The organism is Sporomusa intestinalis, from assembly GCF_055383785.1.
In genome coordinates this window covers 3,009,774-3,033,244 of sequence record NZ_AP042390.1, presented here as the reverse complement: position 1 = coordinate 3,033,244, position 23,471 = coordinate 3,009,774, and the positions used below count along the sequence as shown (strand labels likewise).

The window sequence follows — 23,471 nt, the reverse complement described above, 5'->3', positions numbered from 1 at the left end:
GAAAAAACGTCCCGGCTAGCGCGGGACGTTCGGGCAGCGATATAAATTACGCCAGCAGTTTCAATACCTCTGCCAGGTGGTTGAGCATATTGTCCAAGTCCCCGCGGGTGATGACAAGCGGCGGCTGGAAGGCCATGACATTGCGGTCAGGCCCGTTTTTGCCGATGAGGATCCCCCGGTCTTTCATCTGTTCAAGAATCATATCAAGCTGCGCTGAGGCCGGCGATTGATCAGGGTTAACAAGCTCAGCCCCCACCATAAGGCCATGACCGCGGACATCGCCAATGAGCGGATGTTGCTTTTGCAGCTCGGTCAGTCCGTGTTTTAAATAGCTGCCAAGCTCTGCCGCCCGCTCCGGCAGGTTATATTTTGTTAATACCTTAAGGGTTGCGAGGGCTGCCGCCGAGGTTACCGGGTTGCCGCCCAGCGTCGAAGCACCGGGGCGGGTATAGGTATCGGCAATTTCAGGACGGGAAGTAAAGGCCCCGACCGGCGTACCGTTGCCGAGGGCTTTGGCCATCGTCATGATATCAGGTTCAACCCCATAGTGCTCAATGGCAAACATCTTGCCGGTACGGCCAAAGCCTGTCTGGACTTCGTCAATAATCAGCAGAATATTATGGTGGTCAAGAATTTCTTTTACCCGCTTAAAATAGCCGGGCGGCGGGGTAATAATGCCGCCGTTGCCCTGAATAGGCTCTGCGATCAAGGCTGCCACCCGGCCGGATGTAGCCGTTTTGATTACGGTTTCAACCTCATTGGCACAGGCTAAGTCACATTCGGGGTGGCGTTTGCCATAAGGGCAGCGATAACAATACGCATTAGGGGCAAAGCTTATACCGCCGACAGGGCTGGAATCAGTCCGCCACATGGACAAACCCGTCAGGCTCATGGTCAGTTTGGTGCGGCCGTGGAGTCCCTGCCGCAGGCTGATGAATTCCTGCCGGCCGGTATACAGCGAGGCCAGCAGGGCGGCCCCTTCATTGGCTTCCGTACCGCTGGCGCAAAAAAAAGTTTTTTGCAGGCGGCCAGGTGTGATTCGGGCCAGGCTCTCAGCCAGGTTGACAATCGTTTCGGTCAGGTAGATTGTACAGGTGTGCTGGAGGGTTTTCACCTGGTCGCAGATCGCCTCCGTAATTTCGGGGTGACAGTGCCCACAGTTGACAACCGATACGCCGGCAAAGCAGTCGAGGTACTGCCGGCCGGTATGGTCATAGAGGTACTGCATCTCGCCCCTGACCAGCTGCATCGGTTGAGCGTAGAAATGGTAAACACAGGGAATGATATATTCTTGCTTTTTGCGGACTATTTCTTCCGGTCCGAGGTAGTGTGCGCCGTTTATGTCAGTCATGGTTTCACCTCTTTGGTTACTATTCATACAGTGCCTTATCTGGACAGGCGGTAGCGGAAAGCGCCGATGCCCAGCTCCCGGGGACTGGCTGCTGCCAGCCTGCTGATCAGGTTTTTGTCAAAACTGCCGCCAGCACCGGCACTCAGCCTGTCCAGCTCATTCCGGTATGTGGCGGTAAGCAGACCGACAAGCTCCGGCCGGTAATGCTGGCCCTCAATCCGGTAGTTGCTGATACCGGTGCTGATCAGTGACGGCAGATGGGCCAGCAGGCAGAGGTCCTTGGCAAACAGGAGGTGATTGCGGGAATACTGGTCAATCTTAATCTCATGCCGTTCGCCGGCACTGTCCAGCAACGCATAGTGCTGCTCTGGATACAGCTGGGAATAGCTAGGGGCAGGAGCGTCCGCCAGGACGGCCGAGGGGATGCAATGATCAAGCACCATGGCTTCCAGGGCACCATGGACAATTATCTCCAGCGGCAGGTGGCTGGTGGGAGCCAGTTCGGCAATTTGTTCGAAGGCAGCCTCCAGGGAAATAGTGGCCTTGCCGGCCCCGTTGGCTTTCAGCCAGGCCGTGGTCAGGTGATTGAACAGGTTAAAGGAAAAATCGGCCTGCACCGGCAGGCTGGTGATTTGCCGGGCCAGACGCAGCATGCCGCTGTTTGAAACCAGCAGTCCGTGCGGTTTAATTGTCTCAAGACTGGTAAACAACTGCTCCAGTTCACCTGTTTCCCGCTCCATCGTAATCCGGGGAGTGGTAACAATCACCTGCGTGTTATATTGTCCGGCCAGGGCGACAGCCTGCTTAATGTCCTGCAGGGTCAGAGGTTTCTCCGGTTTAAAAGCCTCGCCGCCAATGTAGGCGACGTCGGCGCCGTTGGCAAAGGCGGCAGCCAAAGCATCCAGCCCGGCCACCCGCACTGCCAGCAGGGGGCGCTCGGCCGGAAACTGCCTGACAGTTTGGCGGGGCGGAAGCTTAACTGCCGGCATGACGGCAGGAACGGCAAGCCCGGCCTCTTTGACGGCCTGACTGAAAAAGCGCGGCTCCCGTTCGCCGCTGTAGCCGATCGAGCTGGGACCGGGATTGCCAAGGGCATAGCAGGTGGAAAAGTCCCGGGAACGGTAATCATACAGTTCCTGCCAGCCGGCGGGGTCCAAGGAATAACCGGCGGGATCGGCGATATAGCGGTCGATTGCCCGGCGATAGAGTTTTACAATGCGGCTGACAAAATCAGCGGTGCGCATGCGGCCTTCGATTTTAAAGGAGCATACACCGGCCTGAATGAGTTCCGGCAGGACATGGTACATACACATATCCTTCATTGCCAGCTTATAGGGGCCGGGATCGGCAGCCGCCGCGCGGCCGGTAGCGCTGTCAATCAGCTGATAAGGCCAGCGGCAGGGTTTCAGGCAGCGGCCACGGTTTGAACTTTGGCCGAAAACAATGCCCGAATGGTAACACTGGCCACTATGGGCCACACACATGTCGCCGTGGATAAAATATTCAAGTTCAATACCGGTGCGCTCCTTCAGCAAAGTGAGCTGAGTCAGTGACAGCTCGCGATTGGTTACCACCCGGGTTATGCCATAATCCATCAGCGTTTTTATGGAATGCTCATTATGGGTATTCATCATGACCGAGGCATGGAGCGGCACCGTCAGATTTAGCTGCCGCGCCAGTTCGAGAACAGCCAGGTCCTGAACAATCAGCGCATCCGGCTGCAGCTGGTTCAATAGCAGGAGGTAATCGCGCATGCCGGGGATTTCCCGTTCGCTGATCAGGTTATTAACGGTGACATAGAGGCGGACATTGTGCTTGTGGGCATATTGTACGGCCCTGGCCAGTTTTTCATCGTCAAAGTTGGTATCCGTGCGGTGCAGGCGCATATTAAAACGCTTGCCGCCGAGGTATACAGCATCAGCGCCGGCGGCAACCGCGGCTTCGAGCACCTCCCAGGTGCCGGCCGGTGCCAGCAGTTCAACAGATTGCGAGGTTAACAGCATGTATTTCACTCCAGATTTTGTATAGTCAATTATTCAAATACCTCTTTAGCCAGGGACAGCAGGGTTGGGGGCAGTTCAATGCCTAAATTGGCGGCAACAAAGGCATTAAGCTGAATCTCCGGCTGCTCGACAAGACCGACAGGAATATCGCCCGGTTTGGCGCCGGCCAGAATCCGGGCGGCTTTAGCGGCGCAGGCCCGGCCCAGTTCGTAGTGATTGGCCACAAGCGCCCCTAACGCCCCGGCCGGCACATTGGGAGCGTGCGAGGCAATCAGCGGCAGATTGGCGGCTTCCGCATAATAGGCCACACTGGCAAAGTTTTCTTCGATAATCCGGCCAATCGGCAAAAATAACGCATCAAGGCCGGGGGGCATTTTGTCAGGCAGCGCCGACAGATCTTCCGGTTTGTCGACAGGCAGGTCTACCAGTGTAAATAGTTGGCCGGCTGCCTGTTTGAAATTAGCTGTTTCCAGCAGGGCGTTGCTGTCACCGGTATGGTACAAAATACCGATGGTGCTGGCGGCAGGCAGCAGTTCCCGGATAAAAGCGGCTTTGGCGGCAGCCGGAACCATGCCGGCCACGCCGGTCGCTTTGCCGCCAGGCTTGTCCAGCGTCCGGACCAGGGACACGCCGACCGGATCAAATACCGGCGTGAATACCACCGGGATCGTGCGGTCTAATTGTACAGCCGCCTGGGCGGCCGGGGTTGAACAGGCAAAGATCAGATGTACCTTTTGCTCAGCCAGTTTGCCGGCCAGCTGCGGCAGGTCGCCTACGGCGCCGTCGGCGTTCAGATAATGAAATTCAGCGGCCAGGTTTTGTTCCGCCAGGCCGGCTTTAAAGCCATGCACGGCGTCGTCAAGGTTTTGTGTTAATTGGAGAATGCCAATATGATACAAATGTACAACACCTCTGGTTTTTCTTTTTATTACAGTTTCCACATTTAATTGATTAATACCTGCCCCAACTGGCGTAAAATAGCTGAATATCTTCACCTGGCTGGAATCTGTTCTGTGCCAGCCATAACTGGGAAAAGCATTGGCGGCTGCCGCGCAAGAGCAGCGGTAACCCGGGCGTGCCGGAAAATTCCGTGGGGACTTTGGCCGTAAAAAATAAAATAAATGCAATGATGACATTGACAACTGGAAAAAGACGGTTTATTATAGTATCAATCAATATATAGTACCAATTGCTGACTGGGATTAAACTAGAGGCTGTGTTCCTTAACCGGGATACAGCCTTTATTTTATCGTGATGGGGGCGCGGCTGGAGCTTTGCCGCTGTGTGGTGGCGGCTAATTGCATAAATCAGGTGAACAGGCTGATTAGTTAAAAACTAAAGGCAGAAAGATTTTTCTTTCTGCCTTTAGTTTTTATATAAGAAGAGCAAGGCCCGGGAGTAACCCAAAAATGAAAAAGCAGGGGGAAAAGTGTTGTGAGCAGGCAGCTAAATGAACGGCAAGCATGCCGGGGCGGTCTCGGGAGGCCGCGGCTGGAGTTTTGCCGGTGGTGGGGGCGGCTAATTGCATAAATCAGGTGAACAGGGCTGATTAGTTAAGAACTAAAGGCAGAAAGAGTTTTCTTTCTGCCTTTAGTTTTTATATAAGAAGGAGCAAGGCCGGGGAGTAACCCCAAAAACGAAAAGCAGGGAGGGAAGAGTGTTGTGAGCAGACAGCTAAATGAACGGCAAGCATGCCGGGTTGGTATCTCCAGGGGGACGCGGCCGGAGCTTTGCCGGAATTGCCGGTGTGATAATGGCTAGCTGCATAAGATCAGGCTGAATTCGGCTGATTAGTTATTAGGATAAGGAGGAACGCATGAAAAAGGTTATAGGAACGGTTCATAACAAGCTATTAAGTGTTTATTTATATCTCTTGGTGTTAATTTTGTGGGAAATAGCGCCACGGTTAGGCTGGGCCAGCGATGTATTTCTCCCCCCGCTGTCCCGGGTCATCCAGACAGCGATCGATTTAGGCTTGCCCAATGTCCTGATTTACATTTCGATCAGCCTCAAGCGGGTCTTTACCGGTTTTTCCCTTGCCACCTTGCTGGCGCTGCCGCTGGGCTTTATTCTGGCCGGAGCATTGCCCTGGCTGGCCAGATTTCTCAGGCCTTTGACGATTTTTCTCTCCAGTATCCCGCCGTTTATCTTGTTCCCGGTTTTTGTCATCATTGTGGGGGTGGGAGAGGGGGGGATTCATCTCGTTATTTTCTGGTCCTCTTTTTGGCCGATTCTGTTTACGACAATAGTAGGCATTCAAAATGTGGATACCCTTTTAATCCGGGCCGGTAGAGCGCTGAATGCCAATAAGCTGGAAATTTTTTTAAAAATCGTGCTGCCTGGCGCAATGCCGACCATTATTTCCGGCGTGCGGACAGGTTTGACGATGAGCTTTTTTATGCTGATCGGCGCTGAGAGTATGGGGGCGGATTCCGGGTTGGGCTGGATGATTCACAATGCGGAGAGCATGGGCTTTGTAGAGCGGATCTACTTGGGCGCTATCCTGGTCGCAGGCGTAGGTTTTATTTTGAATTATGCGCTTGAAACTTTGGAGAGCATCGTGCTGTATTGGCAGGAGCAGGAGTTGCCCCAGGAGATGAAAAGAGTTACTGCCTGAAAAGCGGAGCGACGGCAAGTATAAAAATTATCCGGAGGAGGTTATCTGCTGCATGAAACTTTTGCTGCCGAAACTGAAAAGGTTGGCGTTTAACAGCACTTCAATTATTTTATTCTTTATTTTTTGGGAATTTGGACCCCGTCTAATCCCCGAGGGGGTTATTTCCCCAGCCTCCGCTGCCATAATCGCCCTCGGCGAAGCGGCGGCTTCGGGCATATTGTGGGAGCAGACACTGATCAGCTTGGAACGGGTCGTCATGGGTTTTAGTCTGTCTGTGCTGATCGGCGTGCCTCTCGGATTTTTACTGGGAACTTTTTTTGAATCGGCGGAGAGGGCCCTGCTGCCTTTTCTGCGCACATGTGAAAAATTGAATCCTTTTGCGATTATTCCCATCTTTATGATTTTTTTCGGCATCGGTACGCTGGAGAAAGTAGTGGTCATATTTTGGTCCACCTTGTGGCCGGTGCTTTTCAATACGATGACCGGCGCGCGCAATATGGACCGCAATCTGCTAAAGGCGGCCCGCTCCATGGGAACAACCCGCTGGGAATTGTTGCGCAAAGTCATTTTGCCTTACGCCCTGCCCAATATTTTCATCGGCATTGAGATAGCGGCGCAAATTGCTTTCTTTATGATCATCGCTTCGGAGGTGATTGGCGCCAGCACTGGTCTTGGCTGGTTCTATATCAGCTCCACTCACAGGTATGAGCTGGCCTTAATGTACGGTATCGTTCTCTATATTACCATACTGGCAATTGGGGTCAACGTTACTTTTGCGCGGCTGAAAAAACGTTTCCTGGTCTGGAAAGAGGCTTCGCAACTGAGCTAAGCCGCCGGGAAAATAAGTCCGGCCTGAACCGGATTGAAATAAATATAAGCAAAAAAGGAGGCAAAAAATATGACTGACAGGGGTCGAAAAAACAAATTTATCATTATCGGGGCTGTGACAGCAGTTCTGGCAGTGGCAATCGGGATTGGCAGCTTTTATGGACAAACGAAGAAGGGGATTTCAACGGGAGCGGAAATTCAGGGAGCAATTGGCTTACGGGACTTAAAGAGCGGAGGTTTTGACCCGGCCGCTTCGGGGAAAAAGGTGCTGACAATTAAGACTGACACCAAAAAGAACTGCGGTTCCACGCCCTGGGTCGTGGCCGAGAAAAAAGGCTTTTTTGCCGAGGAAGGGTTGAATGTTGAATATACCGGCGAATTGAAAACCCCTCAGATATTGCCTTCGGTGTTAAACGGAACCAATGACGTGGCAACAGCCCATATCAACGCGCTGGCTACGTATATCGCCGCTGGCGCCAAAATTAAAGCAGTCACTCTAAACGGCGTCGACCCCACCCCGGACGTGGATCCAAAATACCGGCATATGCGCTATTATCTGAGTCCGAAACTGGGGGTCAACTCCCTGGCGGAACTGGTTGAACTGAGAAAAAGCCAAAACAAGAAGGTTACGATCAACGGTACGAAGCCTATTTGTACAACATTTATCGCCGACAACGCCTTTGATCATCTAGGCTATGGCCGGGAGCACATTCAATTCGTGTCTTTTGACAGTGATACGGCGGCTCTGCAGGCTGCCCAACAGGGCAATCTGGATATTGTCGGGGTTCACCCTCCCTTTTACAAGCTGGCGGCGGATTCCAAGCTGCTGCAAGTATTTGACACGCTGGACACCGGCCTGGGGGAAGCTGCGGGAACCGGAGCTTATTACTTTACCGAGCAATTCATCAAGGAAAACCCGGAGGCCGTAGCGCGCTTTGTCCGGGCGATCCGAAAAGCCAATGCCTGGAGCGTCGATCCGAAAAATGAAGCCGAAGGCATTAAACTGACGGGGGATTATATTGGGCAGCCGGTCAACGCGGTTCACTATTATTATACCGGCAAGGGCATTCCGGACAGATTGCTTCAGCCCTGGATTGATGATCTTGTCAAAGACGGTTATCTGTCACAAGGGCAGCTAAGTGTAAACGATCTGGTTGTCAAGGAGTTTGCCAACTAAACTGAAAACAGCAGGGGTTGGACGGTCCGGGGGGCAATAGTCCCCCGGCGCTGTCGGTTAGCAAACAGGTGCCGGCACAGTGCAGAGCCCAGCCAGGCCTCCTGCGGGCAAGCAGATTGTATCAATTCAGAGGGAAAAAGGGAAAGGGGTGGAGTGTAATGGCCATTAACTTAAAGACAACAGAAGCGAAGGTGAGAGAGAACCGGTTGTCTTCTATTATTGCGTATAAGGGCTCGATAAAGGATTTGGTTGCCCAGGCCGGCGGTTGCAGCTTAAAAGGCGGCGACCGCTGCTTTTCGCAGGCCACGTCCTGCAGCTTAGGCTGCGCCCAGGGACAACTCTTAATGATTAAGGATGCCGCCGTTGTGGGGCATAGCGCCATTGGCTGCGGCTCAGATACCATGCAGGCCAATATCAATAAACGGCGGGGGCATTTTTCGCGGGGCTGGGAAGTGGAGGACATTCGTTATATTAATACCAATATGACGGAAGAAGCCACTGTTTTTGGCGGAAAAGCCAAACTCAGGGAAGGGGTAAGAGAAGCCTACCGGCGTTTCCAGCCAAAAGTCATTTTTGTAACAACATCCTGCGTGTCCGGCATTATTGGTGAGGATGTCAGTGGAATTTTAAAAGAACTGGAAAAAGAAATCCCTGTGCCGTTGGTGCCGGTTCACTGCGAAGGGTTCCGCTCCAAGCTGTGGGCCTCCGGCTTTGATGCCGCCTTCCATGCCCTGTTGACCTATATTGTAAAACCGGCGCAGCAAAAACGGCCGGATTTGGTGAATATCATTAATTTTGCCGGTGTTGGCAGGGCGCAGGTTATCCGCCTGCTGAACCGCCTGGATCTGGAGCCGCAGTTTATTGTCCAGTTTACCACCCTGGAGCAAGTGGAAAGATTGTCGGAGGCCGCGGCTACCTTAAGTTTCTGCGGCACGCTGGGCAGTTATCTGGCGACAGGGCTGGAAGAGCATTTCGGCGTTCCCTATATTAAATCGCTGCAGCCTCATGGCATTGCCGGCACAGACAGCTGGCTCAGGGAACTGGGGCGTGTATTGGGGAAAGAGGCCGAGGTGGAGGAACTCATTGCCGCAGAGAAAGCTGCCATTACCGCGGAACTGGCCGAATTGCAGGCTAAACTCAGAGGCAAGCGCGTGGTCATCGGTATGGGTCCAAGTTTTGCCCAGAATTATGTCCGGGTTTTGCGGGAACTGGCGATGGATGTGGTGTGGACGGCGAGCTGGCATCTGGACCAGCGCCATGATTACGGCGAAGTTCCCGCTGCCGCCCTGAATCTGGCCGAAGGCGGCAAGGATATTCCATACAGTGTGAGTGATCTGCAGATCTTTGAAATTACGAATTTGCTGCGGGAATTAAAACCGGATGTCTATGTCTGCCGGCATGGCGGCATGGCGGTCTGGGCGGCTAAATTGGGCATACCCACTATCTTTGTCAATGATGAATACCAGTCCTTTGGCTATCAGGGGCTGATTAATTTTGGCACCCGCATTGCCGATGCGTTGGCTAATCCGACCTTTGTCCGGTATCTGGCCGGCAAGATTAAATTGCCGTATACCGACTGGTGGCTGCAGCAAAATGCTTTTAAATATTTGGATGAGGCAACATACAGCGAAGCAGGGCACACCAGGGAGGTTATTTAGTGGTTAAGGTGATTGAACAGCCCCGGTATTCGTGCGCCCTGGCGGCACTGTATTCCGTGCTGGCTATCAACAGGGCGGTGCCTATTCTGCATGCCGGGCCAGGCTGCGGCCAGCGTTTATCCATCGCATTAAGCAATACAAACGGCTATCAGGGGACCGGTTATGCCGGCGGGCACGCCATGCCCTGCACCAACAGCACGGAAGCCGAGGTGGTGTTTGGCGGCGAAAAAAAGCTAACAGAGCTTATCGCCCAGAGTCTGCGGGTGATGGATGCCGATTTGTATGTGGTGCTTACCGGCTGCACCGCCGATATTGTCGGTGATGATGTTCTGGAGGTGGCCAGAGGCTTCCAAAAGAAAGGAGCGCCGTTGGTTTGCGCTCAAACCGGCGGTTTTAGCGGCAATAATCTGTATGGGCATGAACGGATACTGGCCGCGATCATTGACCAGTATCTGCAGCCGGCACCGGAACGGGAGCCCGGCCTGGTCAACGTGTTTTCCGTAGTTCCCTTCTATGATGCTTTTTGGGCAGGCAACCTGCAGGCCCTGCATAACCTCTTAACAGCAATTGGCTTAAAACCCAATATTATTTTCGGGCCTGCCGGCGGTGTGGAGGCCATAAAGAAAATACCGCAGGCCCAATTTAATCTGCTCGTGTCGCCCTGGGTCGGCTTAAATAATGTAAAAAGCCTGGAAGAAAAATTCGGCACGCCGTATTTGCATCATCCACTGCTGCCGATTGGCCCCACCGCGACAGGCGACTTTCTGCGGCGTGTCGGCGAGTTTGCCGGGCTGGCGGCAGAGCAGGTGGAAACAGTGATCAAAGAGCTGGAAAAACCGTATGATTATTACATTGAACGCTCGGCGGAATATCTGTTGCAGGCGCGGGCCGGCCTGCCCGGCCGTTTCATTACCATTACCGACAGCTTTTACGGGCTGGGCATTGCCAAATTTTTAGTAAACGATCTGGGCTTTTTACCGGGGCCCCAGTTTATTATGGATAATATCCCGCAGCGGCAGCAGGCTGATATAAAAGCGCAGTTTGAACAGTTAAGCGATACCGTTTCCGCTCAGGTGGTGTTCACCAATGACAGCGGCACGATGAGGGATAATCTGCGGGCCGCCAAATTCAGAGGCAGGCCGCTGATTATTGGCAGCGGCTGGGATCAGGTGCTGGCGAAGGAGCTCAATGGCTATCATCTTTCCGTTGCTTTCCCCGTCTCCAACCGCTTTGTTTTAAACAGCAGTTATGTAGGCTATGACGGCGCGCTGCGTTTGGCGGAAGATATCTTTACGACTTTGGTCAGTGCAAGTTATTGAAGCTGTGTACTGACCAGATATAATCAATAGACTGGAGGAATAAGCATTGAGGCAAATTGCGATATATGGCAAAGGCGGCATCGGCAAATCCACAACCACCCAAAATACGGTAGCGGCTTTGGCGGAAGACGGCAACCACGTTATGGTGGTAGGCTGCGATCCCAAGGCCGACTCCACCCGTTTGCTGCTAAACGGCCTGTGTCAGAAAACGGTTTTGGACACCCTGCGTGATGAAGGTGGCGACATTGAGCTTACAGCTATTTTAAAATCCGGCTACGGCAACACCAAATGCGTAGAGTCCGGCGGTCCGGAACCAGGTGTAGGCTGCGCGGGACGCGGCATCATTACGTCCATAAACATGCTTGAATCCCTGGGCGCTTATACCAGTGACCTGGACTATGTATTCTACGATGTGCTGGGAGACGTTGTGTGCGGCGGTTTCGCCATGCCGATCCGGGAAGGCAAGGCTCAGGAAATTTATATTGTTGCTTCCGGCGAATTGATGGCGCTTTATGCTGCCAACAACATTGCCAAAGGTGTGCAAAAATTTGCCAAATCCGGCGGTGTGCGCTTGGGCGGCATCATTTGCAACAGCCGTAAGGTTGATAATGAATACGCTCTGCTGGAAGCGTTCGCTACAGAACTCGGTTCTCAGTTGATCCATTTCGTACCGCGCGACAATATCGTACAAAGAGCGGAAATCAACAAGAAAACCGTTATCGACTTTGATCCCCAAGCCAATCAGGCGGATGAATACCGCAAGCTGGCCGCGAACATCAAAAACAACGGCATGTTCGTCATTCCGAAACCGATGACCCAGGACCGCCTGGAAGAACTTATGATGCAGCATGGTTTTCTGGATGCAATCGCTTAAATCATAAGCATAAGGAAGTTGATTGGTAGTGGAATATACATTTCCTCCACTATTTGAGTCCATGAGTCGGACACAGGGCTATGTATTGAATGTCTTTACTTATCCTGAATACAGAAATAAAGGCTATGGAACAGGATTACTGAATTTTATTATCACAAAGGCGCAAGAAAAGCTAATAGATCGGTTATACCTCCATGCAACCACAATGGGAGAACCCCTATATCGAAGATTGGGGTTTTCCGAGCCGAGAGAGAAAGCCATGCTGGTAAACCTTAAAACCATATAAAAATAATGTTATCATACAAAATGGGCTGCCGACTGATGGATGATTAGAGGTTGTATTCCTTAGCGGGTACAGCCTTTTTATCATGTGGCCCAAACAACCCCCAACCCGTACGAGACGGAACTCATTCATGCCTGTTACGACTTGGGATTTCTGGTGAAGTTTCGATGGGCAAGGTTTAATAATCGAAGTAAAAAAGGGGGGGAGGACATGAAAATAGAGCAGGGGAGGGAATTGGGTTATCACGTCATGAGTATATGTATTCTGATGGGAAGTATGAGAAAGAACGGGAATACGGAAGCGCTGTTACGGCCGTTTATAGAGCAACTAAAATTGGAGGGAATAGATGTTCAGTATATATGGCTTTGTGACAAGCATATGGAACCATGCAGGAGTTGTTTTGTTTGTCAAAGCATTGAAGGCCGACCCGGTTGTCCTATTGACGATGAAATGGAGCAGATCTACAAAGCAATATAGTTTTTGCCACGCCAATATACTCTTGGTTTTGCACTGCACCAATGAAAATCGTTATGGACAGACTTTTCAGTATGAATAAATATTATGGAAATACCAAGAGGCATTATAGCCTATGGGAAGGTAAGAAGTGTGCCATTATAGCTACTTGTGGTTACGAAACTAAAAATGGTGCGGATTTGTTTGAAGCAGGAGTAAAACGCCTTGTAGAACATTCACATCTTCATTATCTGGGAATGTTAGCCGTTAGAGATATTAACGGAATTACTGATTTCGAAACTGAAGAAGTTATTGATAAGGCTAAAAAATTTGCATTAGCTGTTAAATATTTAATACTATAACGCCCAATAGAATTTTTCCCCAAGCTAACTATTATTGACAATATGGAAATTTTATGAAATGAGTTTTAAAAGTGAGTATGCCGAACGGCAAAGTTGCCTGAGCTGCATAGAGGCTTGGAAGCCTTACACGTGGAATAGCACCCCGCGGAGTCACATTATTGTGATTTTGCGGGGTTTTCTATGTGTTGGAGAGCATTTACTCTATGATGTAGGATGAAAGAAGGTAGGAAAAATGAGCAAACTTTTTTTCCAGAATACACCACAACTGGAGACAGAACGATTACTGTTAAGAAAACTTGTACCCGAAGATGCAACAGACATTTTTGAGTATGCTGGGGATGATGATGTAGCGAAATATATGTCATGGGATACCCATAAGACCATAGAAGATTCCCAGCGGTTTATTAATTTTACGTTGGACAGATATATAAAAGATGATCCCGGTGAATGGGGGATCATTCTTAAAGAAAGCGGAAAACTTATCGGGGCTGTGGGCTTTCATGGATTTGATAATAAAAATAGCCGGGCAGAAATAGGATATGTGCTGGGACGCCGGTATTGGGGGAAAGGTATTATGCCTGAGACAGTTCACAGAGTATTCCGGTTTGCTTTTACTGAGCTGAACCTTAATCGCATTGAGTGTGTTCATGCTTTGCCCAATGAAAAATCAGGCAGAGTCATGCAAAAGACGGGAATGACCTTTGAAGGCATTGCCCGGGAGAGAATATTTGTCAAAGGCAGGTATTGGGATGTAAAGCAATATGCTATTCTTCGGTCAGATTGGAATGAGCAGGGGGTGATAAATTATGAAGAGGTTGTGCGATATACGCCAGCGCTAATAAAGGCTTGAGAGCAAGTTCATAACAGGACGATGGACAATGATGATGCCACAGTGGATGTTTTAATAGCTGCCGCTTGAATGAAGTCGCCTTGGTGACACAAACCAACACATCTCAATTGTTAGTTATTGACAATACAATTATGTCCAAGTAAAATACAATTATTAATATATCCAGAGATTGACAATAGCTTTATTAACATTGTAGCTGATCAGTAAAGTACTGAAGGCAAAGGCTCTGCTAAGCAGACCTTTGCCTTCTTATTTTCTTTGTTTGGTTATGAGACCGAATGCAATTCGCGTACAGAAAGAAAAGAGGAATGATGCTTGATGAAAGAACAGCTTGTTCGCAAAATTATTGATCTGGAAAACCGCGGCTGCAAGTGCTGGCAAACGATTGTGAGGAATGTTTATGTTGAAATTAGTTAAACCCTCTGCGGAGTACACAAAGCAGATTGCGGAATATAGAGCGGAATTTCCTGTTGAACGAGAAAGGGCCACATATGACCCGAGCAGAATACCCGGTACGGATTATCTTGAGAATTACGACAATGTGCTTGACTGGCTCGCATTTTGCGAAAGTATGGCTGATAAATTAACTTGGCATATGACCGTCCGTGAAAGCGACAACAGACTTGTCGGCTTCGTTGTGTTTCGTCACAAGCTCGAATACGATGATGACGATAGAGAATTTGCCTCGAACTTCGGCTATTCAATTCGTCCAAGCGAACGCGGCAAAGGATACGCAAAAGAGCAGTTGCGGCTTGGCTTACAGAAAGCAATAGCCTTCGGGCTTGATAAAGTACGAATTATTTGTCGTGATATAAACATTGGCAGCAATAAAACAATTCTTGCCAATGGCGGTATTTACGTTGACACGATTCACGGCGAGGAGTCGGGCTTGAATGTTAATCGTTACGATATTCAGATGAGTATTTAATGTTGATTTGCCGCTACTCTAGAAAAATGCACCGCTGGGTACAATTTTAACATGCAACATCATTAGAAGCGGTTAAAAGACGGAAGCCGAGTTAAATATTTTAAAGTCGCAATGAGGATAAAAGATATTATGAAATAATGATGGAATCGATAATGCCTAATTGCATCTGTGCATACGGACTTTGACTGGATAACAGTGACTGGAGGATTATACCAATATGAAAATTACGGATTATTCCCCAATAGCAAGTAAATATGACAGCAATGCGTACCGACAAAAAATTTCTGAGGATGTTGTCCTAAAAGACTATATTGCCAGACAGCGGTTACTGGAATACCATGTTCTTGATTTAGCCTGTGGAACGGGAATCTATCTTTGCAATCAAAGGGAATACTTTAGTGATCCCGCTATTTGCTGGTATGGACTTGATGCTTCTTTGGACATGCTGCAGATCGCCAGAAACAAAATCAAGTATAAGAATGTTTCTGTTGATCAGGGACTAGCGGAAAACTTGCCATATGAGGCCAATTATTTTGATTATATTGTCAACAATTTTGCCTTTCAGCATTTTACAGAAAAAGCACAGGCATTGGATGAGATAACACGTGTTTTAAAGGTGCAAGGCGTATTTAAGATGCATAATATTGCCATACACGAAATGAAAAATTGGTGGGTTTATAAGTATTTTCCTGCTGCTTATTTCGAAGATTTGAAAAGATTTTGGGAGAAAGAGCTAATCTTCCAGGAACTCACTAAGCGTGGCTTTACTGTGAAAACTCATATAACATACGCAATGCAATCTAAAGCTATATCTGAGTTGTTACCCTATGCTGAAAATAGGGATATTTCGGTCCTGACTTTGCTAGATGAACAAGATTATGTACAGGGCTTAGAACAAATGCAGGCTGCAGTATATAAACAACCGGCCGCCAAAGTGATCTGCGATTTTGCCGATTTGTATTGTATTGCAACAAAACACTAAGCAGGCGGGACGGTCTTTAACACGGAGCGAGAATGCGGGGGTGTAACTCTTGGGAATGTCGTCAGGTATTTTAAGCTTGGTGAAACCGAATAAGGAGCTAAAAACGGAGTATCTTGCCATGATTGCGGAATGGAATCAAAGTGGGGAAAAGAAGGTGCCATGGGTGCTGGTGGAAGAGTCCGATGATTTTGAGGCGCTGCTGGCAAGATGGGAGAATTATAGCCGGGGACTTGGAATCAAGGAAGGGTTTGTGCCTCACTCAACATACTGGTTGGTCAGAAATGATAATAAAGTCTTAGGCGCGGTTAATATCCGGCATACATTGAATGATGGCCTGAAACATAGAGGGGGACATATCGGGTATGGGATCAGACCCAGTGAAAGAAGGAACGGTTATGCCCGGGAAATGCTCCGGCTGGCGCTGGAAATCGCCCGCAAAATGGATATTACCAAAGTTCTTATCACCTGTGACAAAGAAAATATGGCCTCCGTAAAAACCATTGTTGGCAATGGCGGTGTTCTTGACTCAGAAGGTATTGAAAGCGGAGTGGTTTTTCAAAGGTATTGGATAGTTTAGGGTGTGAGTATTTAGAGAGGGGAGTATATATGAGTGTTACTTTTTATGCCACTGGAGCGGTGGAAGACAGCAGGTTAACATTTGCCGTTATCTGTGCCAGATTTAATCATCAGTGGATTTATGCCCGGCATAGAGAACGGGATACCTGGGAAATTCCCGGCGGACATCGCGAAAACGGAGAAACCATTCGCGAAACAGCCCGGCGGGAATTATTTGAGGAGACCGGCGCACTGCAATTTGAACTGGAGAGTATTTCTGATTGTTCCATAGAGTTTAAGGGTGGTCTCCGGTACGGGAGGCTGTTTTTCGCAGAAGTACAAGAGATCGGCGAGTTGCCGCCAATGGAAATAGCCAGAATTGCGTATTTTGCAACAATACCAGACCAGTTGACATATCCGCATACCCATCCGTATTTCCATGCAAGAGTTCTGTCCCTTAAAAACGGAAGTAGGTAGAATGCAAAGGAGCATTGATGAGGTGAACTTTTGCATGGCCCGTCAGCTATATTATAAGAAGAATTGCTTGCAACTGCGCAGCAAGCAGGGAGGTTACTACTCATGGTTCCTGATATGGAACAACCGGAAGAAGAAGTTAGCAAATGATTAATTTACATGATGTAAGGCTGTTTTTAAAGATAATTTTAATAAGTGAAAACAACGCTTATTGACTAAATACGCAATGTATTTTAACCGCAAATATCATCGTAGTGGAATGCTGACATTTCCTGGGGTGTTGTGGCAAAAAAAAATGACAGAAAAGGAACGTCCCCTCCGTCCAAACTTTGCTTTTATGGCAAAAAAAAACGAAAATTCATAGTAACCTCCCGGTAAACTATATATAATATATATAATTGGAAAATAAAAAAGTGAATAGGAACGGCAATGATAAAAGCTACGGCTTATAAATCTCTGCAGAGAACCGGTAGTTGGTGCGAATCGGTGAGAGTTTAAGCCTTTCCACTTTTAGAGCTGCGGTGATAAGCCGGAGGGGCGTGCCCTTTACAGCGCGTTCAAGGGGTCGGTTTATGAGCCGGCAATTTGGGTGGCAACGCGGATACCTTCCGTCCCATATCAGTTGTATGGGACGGGAGGATCTTTTATTTTCTTGGACTGATACAACATAGGTGCAAAAAGTTTCTGAGGAGGAGAACTATGTTAGACATTAAATTATTGCGGATCAAGCCTGAGGTAGTAAAAGATAATATCCGGAGAAAATTTCAAGATAATAAGCTGGTACTGGTAGACGAAGTGATTGAACTGGAGCGCAAAGCCCGCGAACTAAAATCTCGCTGCGACTTTCTCCGAAATCAGCGAAATTCCGTTAGCAAAGAGATTGGCGTAATGTTGTCCAAGGGACAAAAAGAAGAGGCCGAACAAACAAAGGCGAAGATCGCGGCCCTTGCTGAAGAACTAGCCCGTTTTGAAAAACTAGAAAACCAATTGACCGCCCAGATTCGTGAAAGAATGCTGGTCATTCCTAATATTATCGATCCATCGGTGCCAATCGGCCAAGATGATAGTGAAAACGTTGAACTGGAGCGGTTTGGTGAACCGGTTACGCCTAATTTCGCGGTGCCCTATCATATCGATATTATGGAAAAATTGCAGGGTGTTGATCTGGAGGCTGCGCGAAAAACCAGTGGCAACGGCTTTTATTATCTTTGCGGGGATATTGCCCGGCTACATTCGGCAATTCTCTCTTATGCCCGGGATTTTATGATTGACAGAGGCTTTACCTATTACATTCCGCCCTTTATGATCCGCAGTAAGGTCGTGGCTGGTGTTATGAGTTTTTCCGAGATGGAAAATATGATGTACAAAATTGCAGGCGAGGACCTATACCTAATTGGAACAAGCGAGCATTCCATGATTGGTAAATTTATCAACACAAGCCTGGATGAGGAACAGCTGCCGCAAACCTTAACCAGTTATTCGCCTTGTTTTCGCAAAGAAGTGGGCGCCCATGGCATCGAGGAACGAGGCGTGTACCGAATCCACCAATTTGAAAAACAAGAAATGATAGTGGTTTGTAAACCCGAGGAAAGTGCCCGGTGGTTTAAAATATTGTACCAAAATACCATTGACTTCTTTCGTTCATTACATATTCCCGTGCGTACCATAGAATGTTGTTCAGGTGATTTGGCAGACTTAAAAGTTAAGAGTATCGATGTTGAAGCTTGGTCGCCTCGTCAACAAAAGTACTTTGAAGTGGGGAGTTGTTCCAATTTAGGTGACGCGCAAGCACGCCGACTAGGTATCCGCGTGAAAAACAAGGAAAATGGCAACTATTTCGCCCATACTCTCAATAACACGGTGGTGGCGCCCCCGCGAATGCTAATCGCTTTCCTGGAAAACAATCTGAATGAGGACGGTACAATCACGGTCCCACAGCCGCTCAGAATGTATATGGGCGGAAAAGAGTTTATTAAATAGAATACAGAATAACCAAGTAAATTTCGCAGGCTTTGATAGGAAAATCAAAAACCTTTATAGAAAATAAAGAGTAATCCATCATATTGGAATAGCTATTACAATTGCGGGGGAGTATCTGAATGCCAATATATGAATATTCTTGTAAGAAATGTGGTAAAGCAGTGGAATTGTTGCAGAAAAGTGGTACAGATAACGCTGGTATACCTTGTCCTGCCTGTAGTGAAGACACTTTGACAAAAGTGCTTTCAGTAACAGCACCATCCCAGATGGCTAAGCGGTCAACAACTGGGTGCGATATGGCCAGGCATACAGGCGGCTGTGGTGGCTGCTGCTCTGGTTGTCGCTAAAAAGCAGTGATAGATAGTTCGATGCTTTATATATGAGAGGTAAAAAATGTTGAACAAATCTGGGATAAGCCATGGCGAGAATATAGCGTTTGTCCATCTCCACAATCATACTGAATATAGTCTGTTAGACGGAGCCGGGCGGATTGCCGACCTGGTACGCCGGGCGAAGGAGCTGGGGATGCCGGCGGTGGCGATGACTGATCATGGCACGATGTATGGTACAATTGATTTTTATAAACAAGCAAAAAAGCAGGGGATTAAGCCAATTATCGGCTGCGAGGTCTATATCGCCCCCCGCTCCCGGTTTGATAAGGCCGCTGTAGAGGGCGAAGCCTATTATCACCTGATTTTGCTGGCAGCCAATGAGCAGGGATATCGCAATCTGATTGAGCTGGTATCCCGAGGCTATAGTGAGGGGTTTTATTATAAACCCCGGATCGACCGGGAAATACTGCGCAGCTACAGCACCGGCCTAATTGGTTTGAGCGCCTGTATCGCCGGGGAAATACCGGCGGCTATCCTGCGGGGGGACCTGGCGAAAGCCGAGGCGCTGGCGGTTGAGTACCGCGAGATATTCGGGGCCGAGAATTTTTATATCGAGCTGCAGGATCATGGCATGCCTGAGGAAAAACAGGCGAACCAACACCTGGTCAAGCTGGCGCAACAGCTGGGGCTTGGTCTTGTTGCCACAAATGACGCCCATTACATCAACAAAGAGGATGCCGAGTGCCATGATGTCCTGCTCTGCATCCAGACCGGCAAGACTGTCGACGATCAGGTGCGGATGAAGTTTCCCAGTGATGAATTTTATCTGAAAAGCCCGGCGGAAATGGCGGAGTTGTTTGCCGCCTACCCGGAAGCGCTGGCGAATACCTGTAAAATTGCCGAGCGCTGCGAGGTTGCCTTTGATTTTGACAAGCTTTATCTGCCTGATTTCCCCACACCGGACGGAATCAGCGACGAAGAATACCTGACACAACTATGCCGTGAGGCTGTCAGCCGGCGCTATCCTGAGCCAACGCCGGAAGTACATGCCCGGCTTGAGTATGAGCTTGGCGTTATAAAAAAGATGGGCTATGCCAGCTATTTTCTGATCGTCTGGGATTTTGTCAATTACTCCCGCAGCCAATCGATCCCGGTGGGGCCGGGAAGGGGTTCGGCAGCCGGTAGTATTGTTGCCTATCTGCTGGCAATTACCAATATTGATCCCCTAAAATACGGCTTGCTGTTTGAACGGTTCCTGAACCCGGAGCGGGTATCCATGCCTGATATTGATATCGATTTTTGCTACGAACGGCGGAGTAAAATCATTGAATATGTTGTGGCACGGTATGGCAGCGACCGGGTAGCCCAGATTATTACCTTCGGTACTATGGCCGCCCGGGCCGCTATCCGCGATGTGGGCCGGGCTTTAAACCTGCCCTATGGCGAGGTTGACCGGATTGCGAAACTGGTGCCGGCCGAACTGGGCATTACCCTGAAAAAAGCATTAGCTGCCAATCAGGAGCTGCGAGGCTTATATGATACGGAGCCTACGGTGCAAAAGCTTGTTGACCTGGCGATGGCGCTGGAGGGGCTGCCGCGCCATGCCTCAACCCATGCCGCCGGCCTGGTTATTGCCAGGGAGCCGCTGACTCATTTCGCGCCCCTGCAGGTATCCAGCGACGGGTTTGTCACCACCCAGTTTGACAAAGACCGGGTGGAGGAGATTGGCCTCCTGAAAATGGACCTGCTGGGACTCAGAACTCTGACTGTTATTGGTGATGCCATTGCTTTAATAAAAGAAAACCGGGGGGAAGAGCTTGATATTGAGCAGATCCCCCTTGCTGACGCGAAAACCTGTGCGATGCTGTCTGCCGGCGACACTTCCGGTGTATTCCAGATGGAATCAGGCGGTATGACCAATCTGGTCAAGGATCTTAAGCCGGAGCGGTTTGACGATCTGATCCCGCTAGTTGCCCTTTACCGCCCCGGTCCGCTGGGCAGCGGTATGGTGTCGGATTTCATTGACGGCCGTCACGGCAAAAAAACAGTTGCTTATCTGCATCCTGTGCTGGAGCCGGTTTTGGCAGATACTTTTGGTGTTATCTTATATCAGGAGCAGGTTATGCAGATCGCCTCGGTCATGGCCGGTTTTTCCCTGGGACAGGCCGATCTTCTGCGCCGGGCAATGGGGAAAAAGAAGCATGAGGTGCTGGACGCTCAGCGGGAATCTTTTTTGCAGGGAGCGGCTGACCGGGGGTTTGACGCCAGGCTGGCGCATGATGTTTTTGAACTTATGACGCATTTTGCCGACTATGGCTTCAATAAATCCCATAGCGCCGCCTATGCGCTGGTGGCGTATCAAACGGCCTACCTGAAGGCTCATTATCCCCAGGAATTTTACGCGGCCCTATTGACCAGCGTAATGGGGACCAACGATAAGGTCGGCTATTATATTGAGGAATGCCGGCGCCGGGGAATTGCTGTGCTGCCGCCTGACATTAATGCCAGCGGCCGGGCCTTTTCCGTAGACGGCCCGGCTATCCGGTTCGGCCTGGCCGGGGTAAAGAATGCCGGCGGCAATGCCCTGGAGAGCATTATAGCCGCCCGGCAGCAGGACGGCAAGTTTACCTCCCTTGTTGATTTTTGTGCCCGCGTCGATATGCGGGTGGTAAATAAACGGGTGATTGAGAGTTTAATCAAAGCCGGGGCGTTTGATTCGCTGAAGGCCCGGCGTTCACAACTGCTGGCCGTCCTGGAGCAGGCGGTGGAGGTGGCCGGCTGCCGGCAAAAAGATGCGGCCCGCGGCCAGTTGGGCTTATTCGGCGACGACACCCTGGATTGTGTCAATGACGTAAGTTTGCCTGATTTGCCGGAATTGCCGCCGGAAGAATTGCTGGCGCTGGAAAAAGAAATAACCGGTTTTTATGTAACCGGCCACCCGTTGGATAAATACCGCCCCAAGCTTGCTTCCCTGCCTGGTCTTGGCAGTTTAGCCGAAGGCCAGTACGCCGATGGCCAGCCTATCCGGGTAGGGGGGCTGATTGCCAGTGCCAAGCGCATTAATACCAAAAATGGCAGTATGATGTGTTTTGTTAATCTTGAGGATTTTACCGGTCAGGTGGAGGTTATCGTATTCCCCCGGATTTTTGAAAAAACCGGCCGCCTGCTGGCGCCGGACTTGCCTGTGGTAGTTTCCGGCCGTCTTAATATCCATGAAGAAGGCGTCAAAATTATGGCTGACGACATAAGCCCGCTAAGTAGTGCCGGGGCCGAGGTCCGAATCACCCTGCGTAAAGAGCAGGAAACACCGGCCACCCTGGCCGCGCTTAAAAAGCTGCTGAATAAATATGCGGGGCCAGCGGCTGTCTACCTGCATCTGGTTGACAGCAAACGTATTATAAAAACCGAGCGGGATTTTTGGATTGAACCGACCCCGGCCGCGTTTGCGGCTATTGAAGGGCTGCTGGGCAAAGGAGCGGTTACCGGTTAAGCAATAACCAGCGGCCCGCCCGCGGCAGATTGCCTGGCAGTATCTGACCAGGGCGGAATTTGGGTATTTATACGAAAAATGTTGCAGTTTGCCAGTAAATAATATTAAAATAAGAGATGTTATATTGCATTATAGCTGATATCGACAACAGGGGGACGTGTAATGGAAATCATTGTCTGTGTAAAACAAGTGCCAGACACTACTGAAGTTAAGATTGACCCGCAGACTAATACCTTGATTCGCCAGGGTGTACCCAGTATTGTAAATCCTTTTGATAAAAACGCGGTGGAAGAGGCATTGCAGCTGAAAGAGAAGCATGGCGGCCGGGTAACTGTAATTTCGATGGGGCCGCCGCAGGCTAAAGACGCTTTGAAGGAGTGCCTGGCCATGGGGGCTGACGAAGCGATCTTACTGAGTGACCGTGCTTTTGGCGGCGCTGATACGCTGGCCACCAGTCATACTCTGGCGGCGGGGATTAAAAAACTGGGACATTTTGATGTAATCTTATGCGGCAAGCAGGCGATAGACGGCGATACGGCCCAGGTAGGGCCGGAGATTGCCGAACATTTGGCTATTGCTCAGATCACCTATGTCTCTAAGCTGGATATTACCGACGGGCTTGTACGGGCTGAACGGGAGCACGAGGAAGGGTATGAGATTATTGAAACCCGGCTGCCTGTGCTGCTAAGTGTGGTAAAATCGATTAATGAGCCGCGTTATCCGAGCATCAAAGGAACGATGAAAGCCAACCGGAAAGAGATAACTGTCTGGACGGCTGCCGATATTGATGTCCAGCCGGAAAAAATCGGTCTAAAAGGGTCACCGACTCAGGTGCGCCGTATCTTTACCCCCCAGCAGCGGGTTCAGGGCGAGATCATTCAGGAGGATGATGTCCGTACGGCGGTGAACCGATTGCTGACTAAACTTAATCAGGCCAAAATCATCTGACATCAGG

19 protein-coding genes and 1 pseudogene are annotated in these 23,471 nt (G+C 49.7%); 17 read left to right on the top strand and 3 right to left on the bottom strand.

Translation table 11 applies throughout. The annotated features are described in order from the left end of the window. Window positions 1–46 precede the first annotated feature (46 nt). From ACZ481_RS14340 to ACZ481_RS14330, 3 genes are read right to left on the bottom strand one after another with little or no spacing between them, the layout of a single operon-like run. Window positions 47–1,351 carry an aspartate aminotransferase family protein gene (locus ACZ481_RS14340; RefSeq protein WP_464766041.1) on the bottom strand — a complete coding sequence of 435 codons (1,305 nt, stop codon included), beginning with the start codon at window positions 1,349–1,351 and terminating at the stop codon, window positions 47–49. 35 nt (window positions 1,352–1,386) lie between these two features. Then, entirely contained in the window at window positions 1,387–3,354 is a 1,968-nt protein-coding gene (locus ACZ481_RS14335) for a peptidase U32 family protein (protein WP_464766040.1), read from the bottom strand. A 29-nt stretch (window positions 3,355–3,383) separates the two neighbouring features. Further along, window positions 3,384–4,295: an ABC transporter substrate-binding protein gene (locus ACZ481_RS14330; protein ID WP_464766039.1), complete on the bottom strand. Its 912-nt coding sequence runs from the start codon at window positions 4,293–4,295 to the stop codon at window positions 3,384–3,386. A gap of 875 nt (window positions 4,296–5,170) precedes the next feature. On the opposite strand from ACZ481_RS14330, the gene ACZ481_RS14325 reads away from it, so the two are divergent. From ACZ481_RS14325 to ACZ481_RS14245, 17 genes and pseudogenes are all read left to right on the top strand, one after another. After that, window positions 5,171–5,971, top strand: coding sequence for an ABC transporter permease (locus ACZ481_RS14325; RefSeq protein WP_464766038.1), 801 nt, complete (start codon window positions 5,171–5,173; stop codon window positions 5,969–5,971). 52 nt (window positions 5,972–6,023) lie between these two features. Continuing rightward, window positions 6,024–6,800 carry an ABC transporter permease gene (locus ACZ481_RS14320; protein ID WP_464766037.1) on the top strand — a complete coding sequence of 259 codons (777 nt, stop codon included), beginning with the start codon at window positions 6,024–6,026 and terminating at the stop codon, window positions 6,798–6,800. Between the two features lie 69 nt (window positions 6,801–6,869). Next, a complete protein-coding gene (locus ACZ481_RS14315; protein WP_464766036.1) occupies window positions 6,870–7,976 on the top strand; it encodes an ABC transporter substrate-binding protein in 1,107 nt (368 codons plus the stop codon). A 158-nt stretch (window positions 7,977–8,134) separates the two neighbouring features. Then, window positions 8,135–9,634: a nitrogenase component 1 gene (locus ACZ481_RS14310; RefSeq protein ID WP_464766035.1), complete on the top strand. Its 1,500-nt coding sequence runs from the start codon at window positions 8,135–8,137 to the stop codon at window positions 9,632–9,634. Further along, a complete protein-coding gene (locus tag ACZ481_RS14305; protein WP_464766034.1) occupies window positions 9,634–10,953 on the top strand; it encodes a nitrogenase component 1 in 1,320 nt (439 codons plus the stop codon). Before ACZ481_RS14310 ends, ACZ481_RS14305 begins: the two co-directional genes overlap by 1 nt. 46 nt (window positions 10,954–10,999) lie before the next feature. Beyond that, window positions 11,000–11,827, top strand: a complete 828-nt coding sequence (gene nifH / locus ACZ481_RS14300; protein WP_464766033.1) for a nitrogenase iron protein — start codon at window positions 11,000–11,002, stop codon at window positions 11,825–11,827. A gap of 61 nt (window positions 11,828–11,888) precedes the next feature. Next, window positions 11,889–12,113: a GNAT family N-acetyltransferase gene (locus ACZ481_RS14295; protein ID WP_464770635.1), complete on the top strand. Its 225-nt coding sequence runs from the start codon at window positions 11,889–11,891 to the stop codon at window positions 12,111–12,113. A gap of 207 nt (window positions 12,114–12,320) precedes the next feature. Then, window positions 12,321–12,925 (top strand): annotated as a pseudogene (locus ACZ481_RS14290) (flavodoxin family protein). Window positions 12,926–13,157: 232 nt separating this feature from the next. Further along, window positions 13,158–13,775 (top strand): GNAT family N-acetyltransferase, encoded by a 618-nt coding sequence (locus ACZ481_RS14285; protein ID WP_464766032.1) that lies wholly within the window; start codon window positions 13,158–13,160, stop codon window positions 13,773–13,775. A 400-nt stretch (window positions 13,776–14,175) separates the two neighbouring features. Further along, window positions 14,176–14,703 (top strand): GNAT family N-acetyltransferase, encoded by a 528-nt coding sequence (locus ACZ481_RS14280; protein WP_464766031.1) that lies wholly within the window; start codon window positions 14,176–14,178, stop codon window positions 14,701–14,703. 217 nt (window positions 14,704–14,920) lie between these two features. After that, a complete protein-coding gene (locus ACZ481_RS14275) occupies window positions 14,921–15,685 on the top strand; it encodes a class I SAM-dependent methyltransferase (RefSeq protein WP_464766030.1) in 765 nt (254 codons plus the stop codon). A gap of 55 nt (window positions 15,686–15,740) precedes the next feature. Beyond that, a complete protein-coding gene (locus ACZ481_RS14270; RefSeq protein ID WP_464766029.1) occupies window positions 15,741–16,262 on the top strand; it encodes a GNAT family N-acetyltransferase in 522 nt (173 codons plus the stop codon). Between the two features lie 29 nt (window positions 16,263–16,291). Next, window positions 16,292–16,717, top strand: a complete 426-nt coding sequence (locus tag ACZ481_RS14265; protein WP_464766028.1) for an NUDIX hydrolase — start codon at window positions 16,292–16,294, stop codon at window positions 16,715–16,717. 696 nt (window positions 16,718–17,413) lie between these two features. Then, window positions 17,414–18,694, top strand: a complete 1,281-nt coding sequence (gene serS, locus ACZ481_RS14260) for a serine--tRNA ligase (protein WP_464766027.1) — start codon at window positions 17,414–17,416, stop codon at window positions 18,692–18,694. Between the two features lie 119 nt (window positions 18,695–18,813). Beyond that, on the top strand, window positions 18,814–19,041 hold the full coding sequence (locus ACZ481_RS14255) for an FmdB family zinc ribbon protein (RefSeq protein ID WP_464766026.1): 228 nt from the start codon (window positions 18,814–18,816) through the stop codon (window positions 19,039–19,041). Between the two features lie 46 nt (window positions 19,042–19,087). Then, window positions 19,088–22,516, top strand: coding sequence for a DNA polymerase III subunit alpha (locus tag ACZ481_RS14250; protein WP_464766025.1), 3,429 nt, complete (start codon window positions 19,088–19,090; stop codon window positions 22,514–22,516). 162 nt (window positions 22,517–22,678) lie between these two features. Next, window positions 22,679–23,464, top strand: coding sequence for an electron transfer flavoprotein subunit beta/FixA family protein (locus ACZ481_RS14245; protein WP_464766024.1), 786 nt, complete (start codon window positions 22,679–22,681; stop codon window positions 23,462–23,464). The last annotated feature ends 7 nt before the right edge of the window (window positions 23,465–23,471 follow it).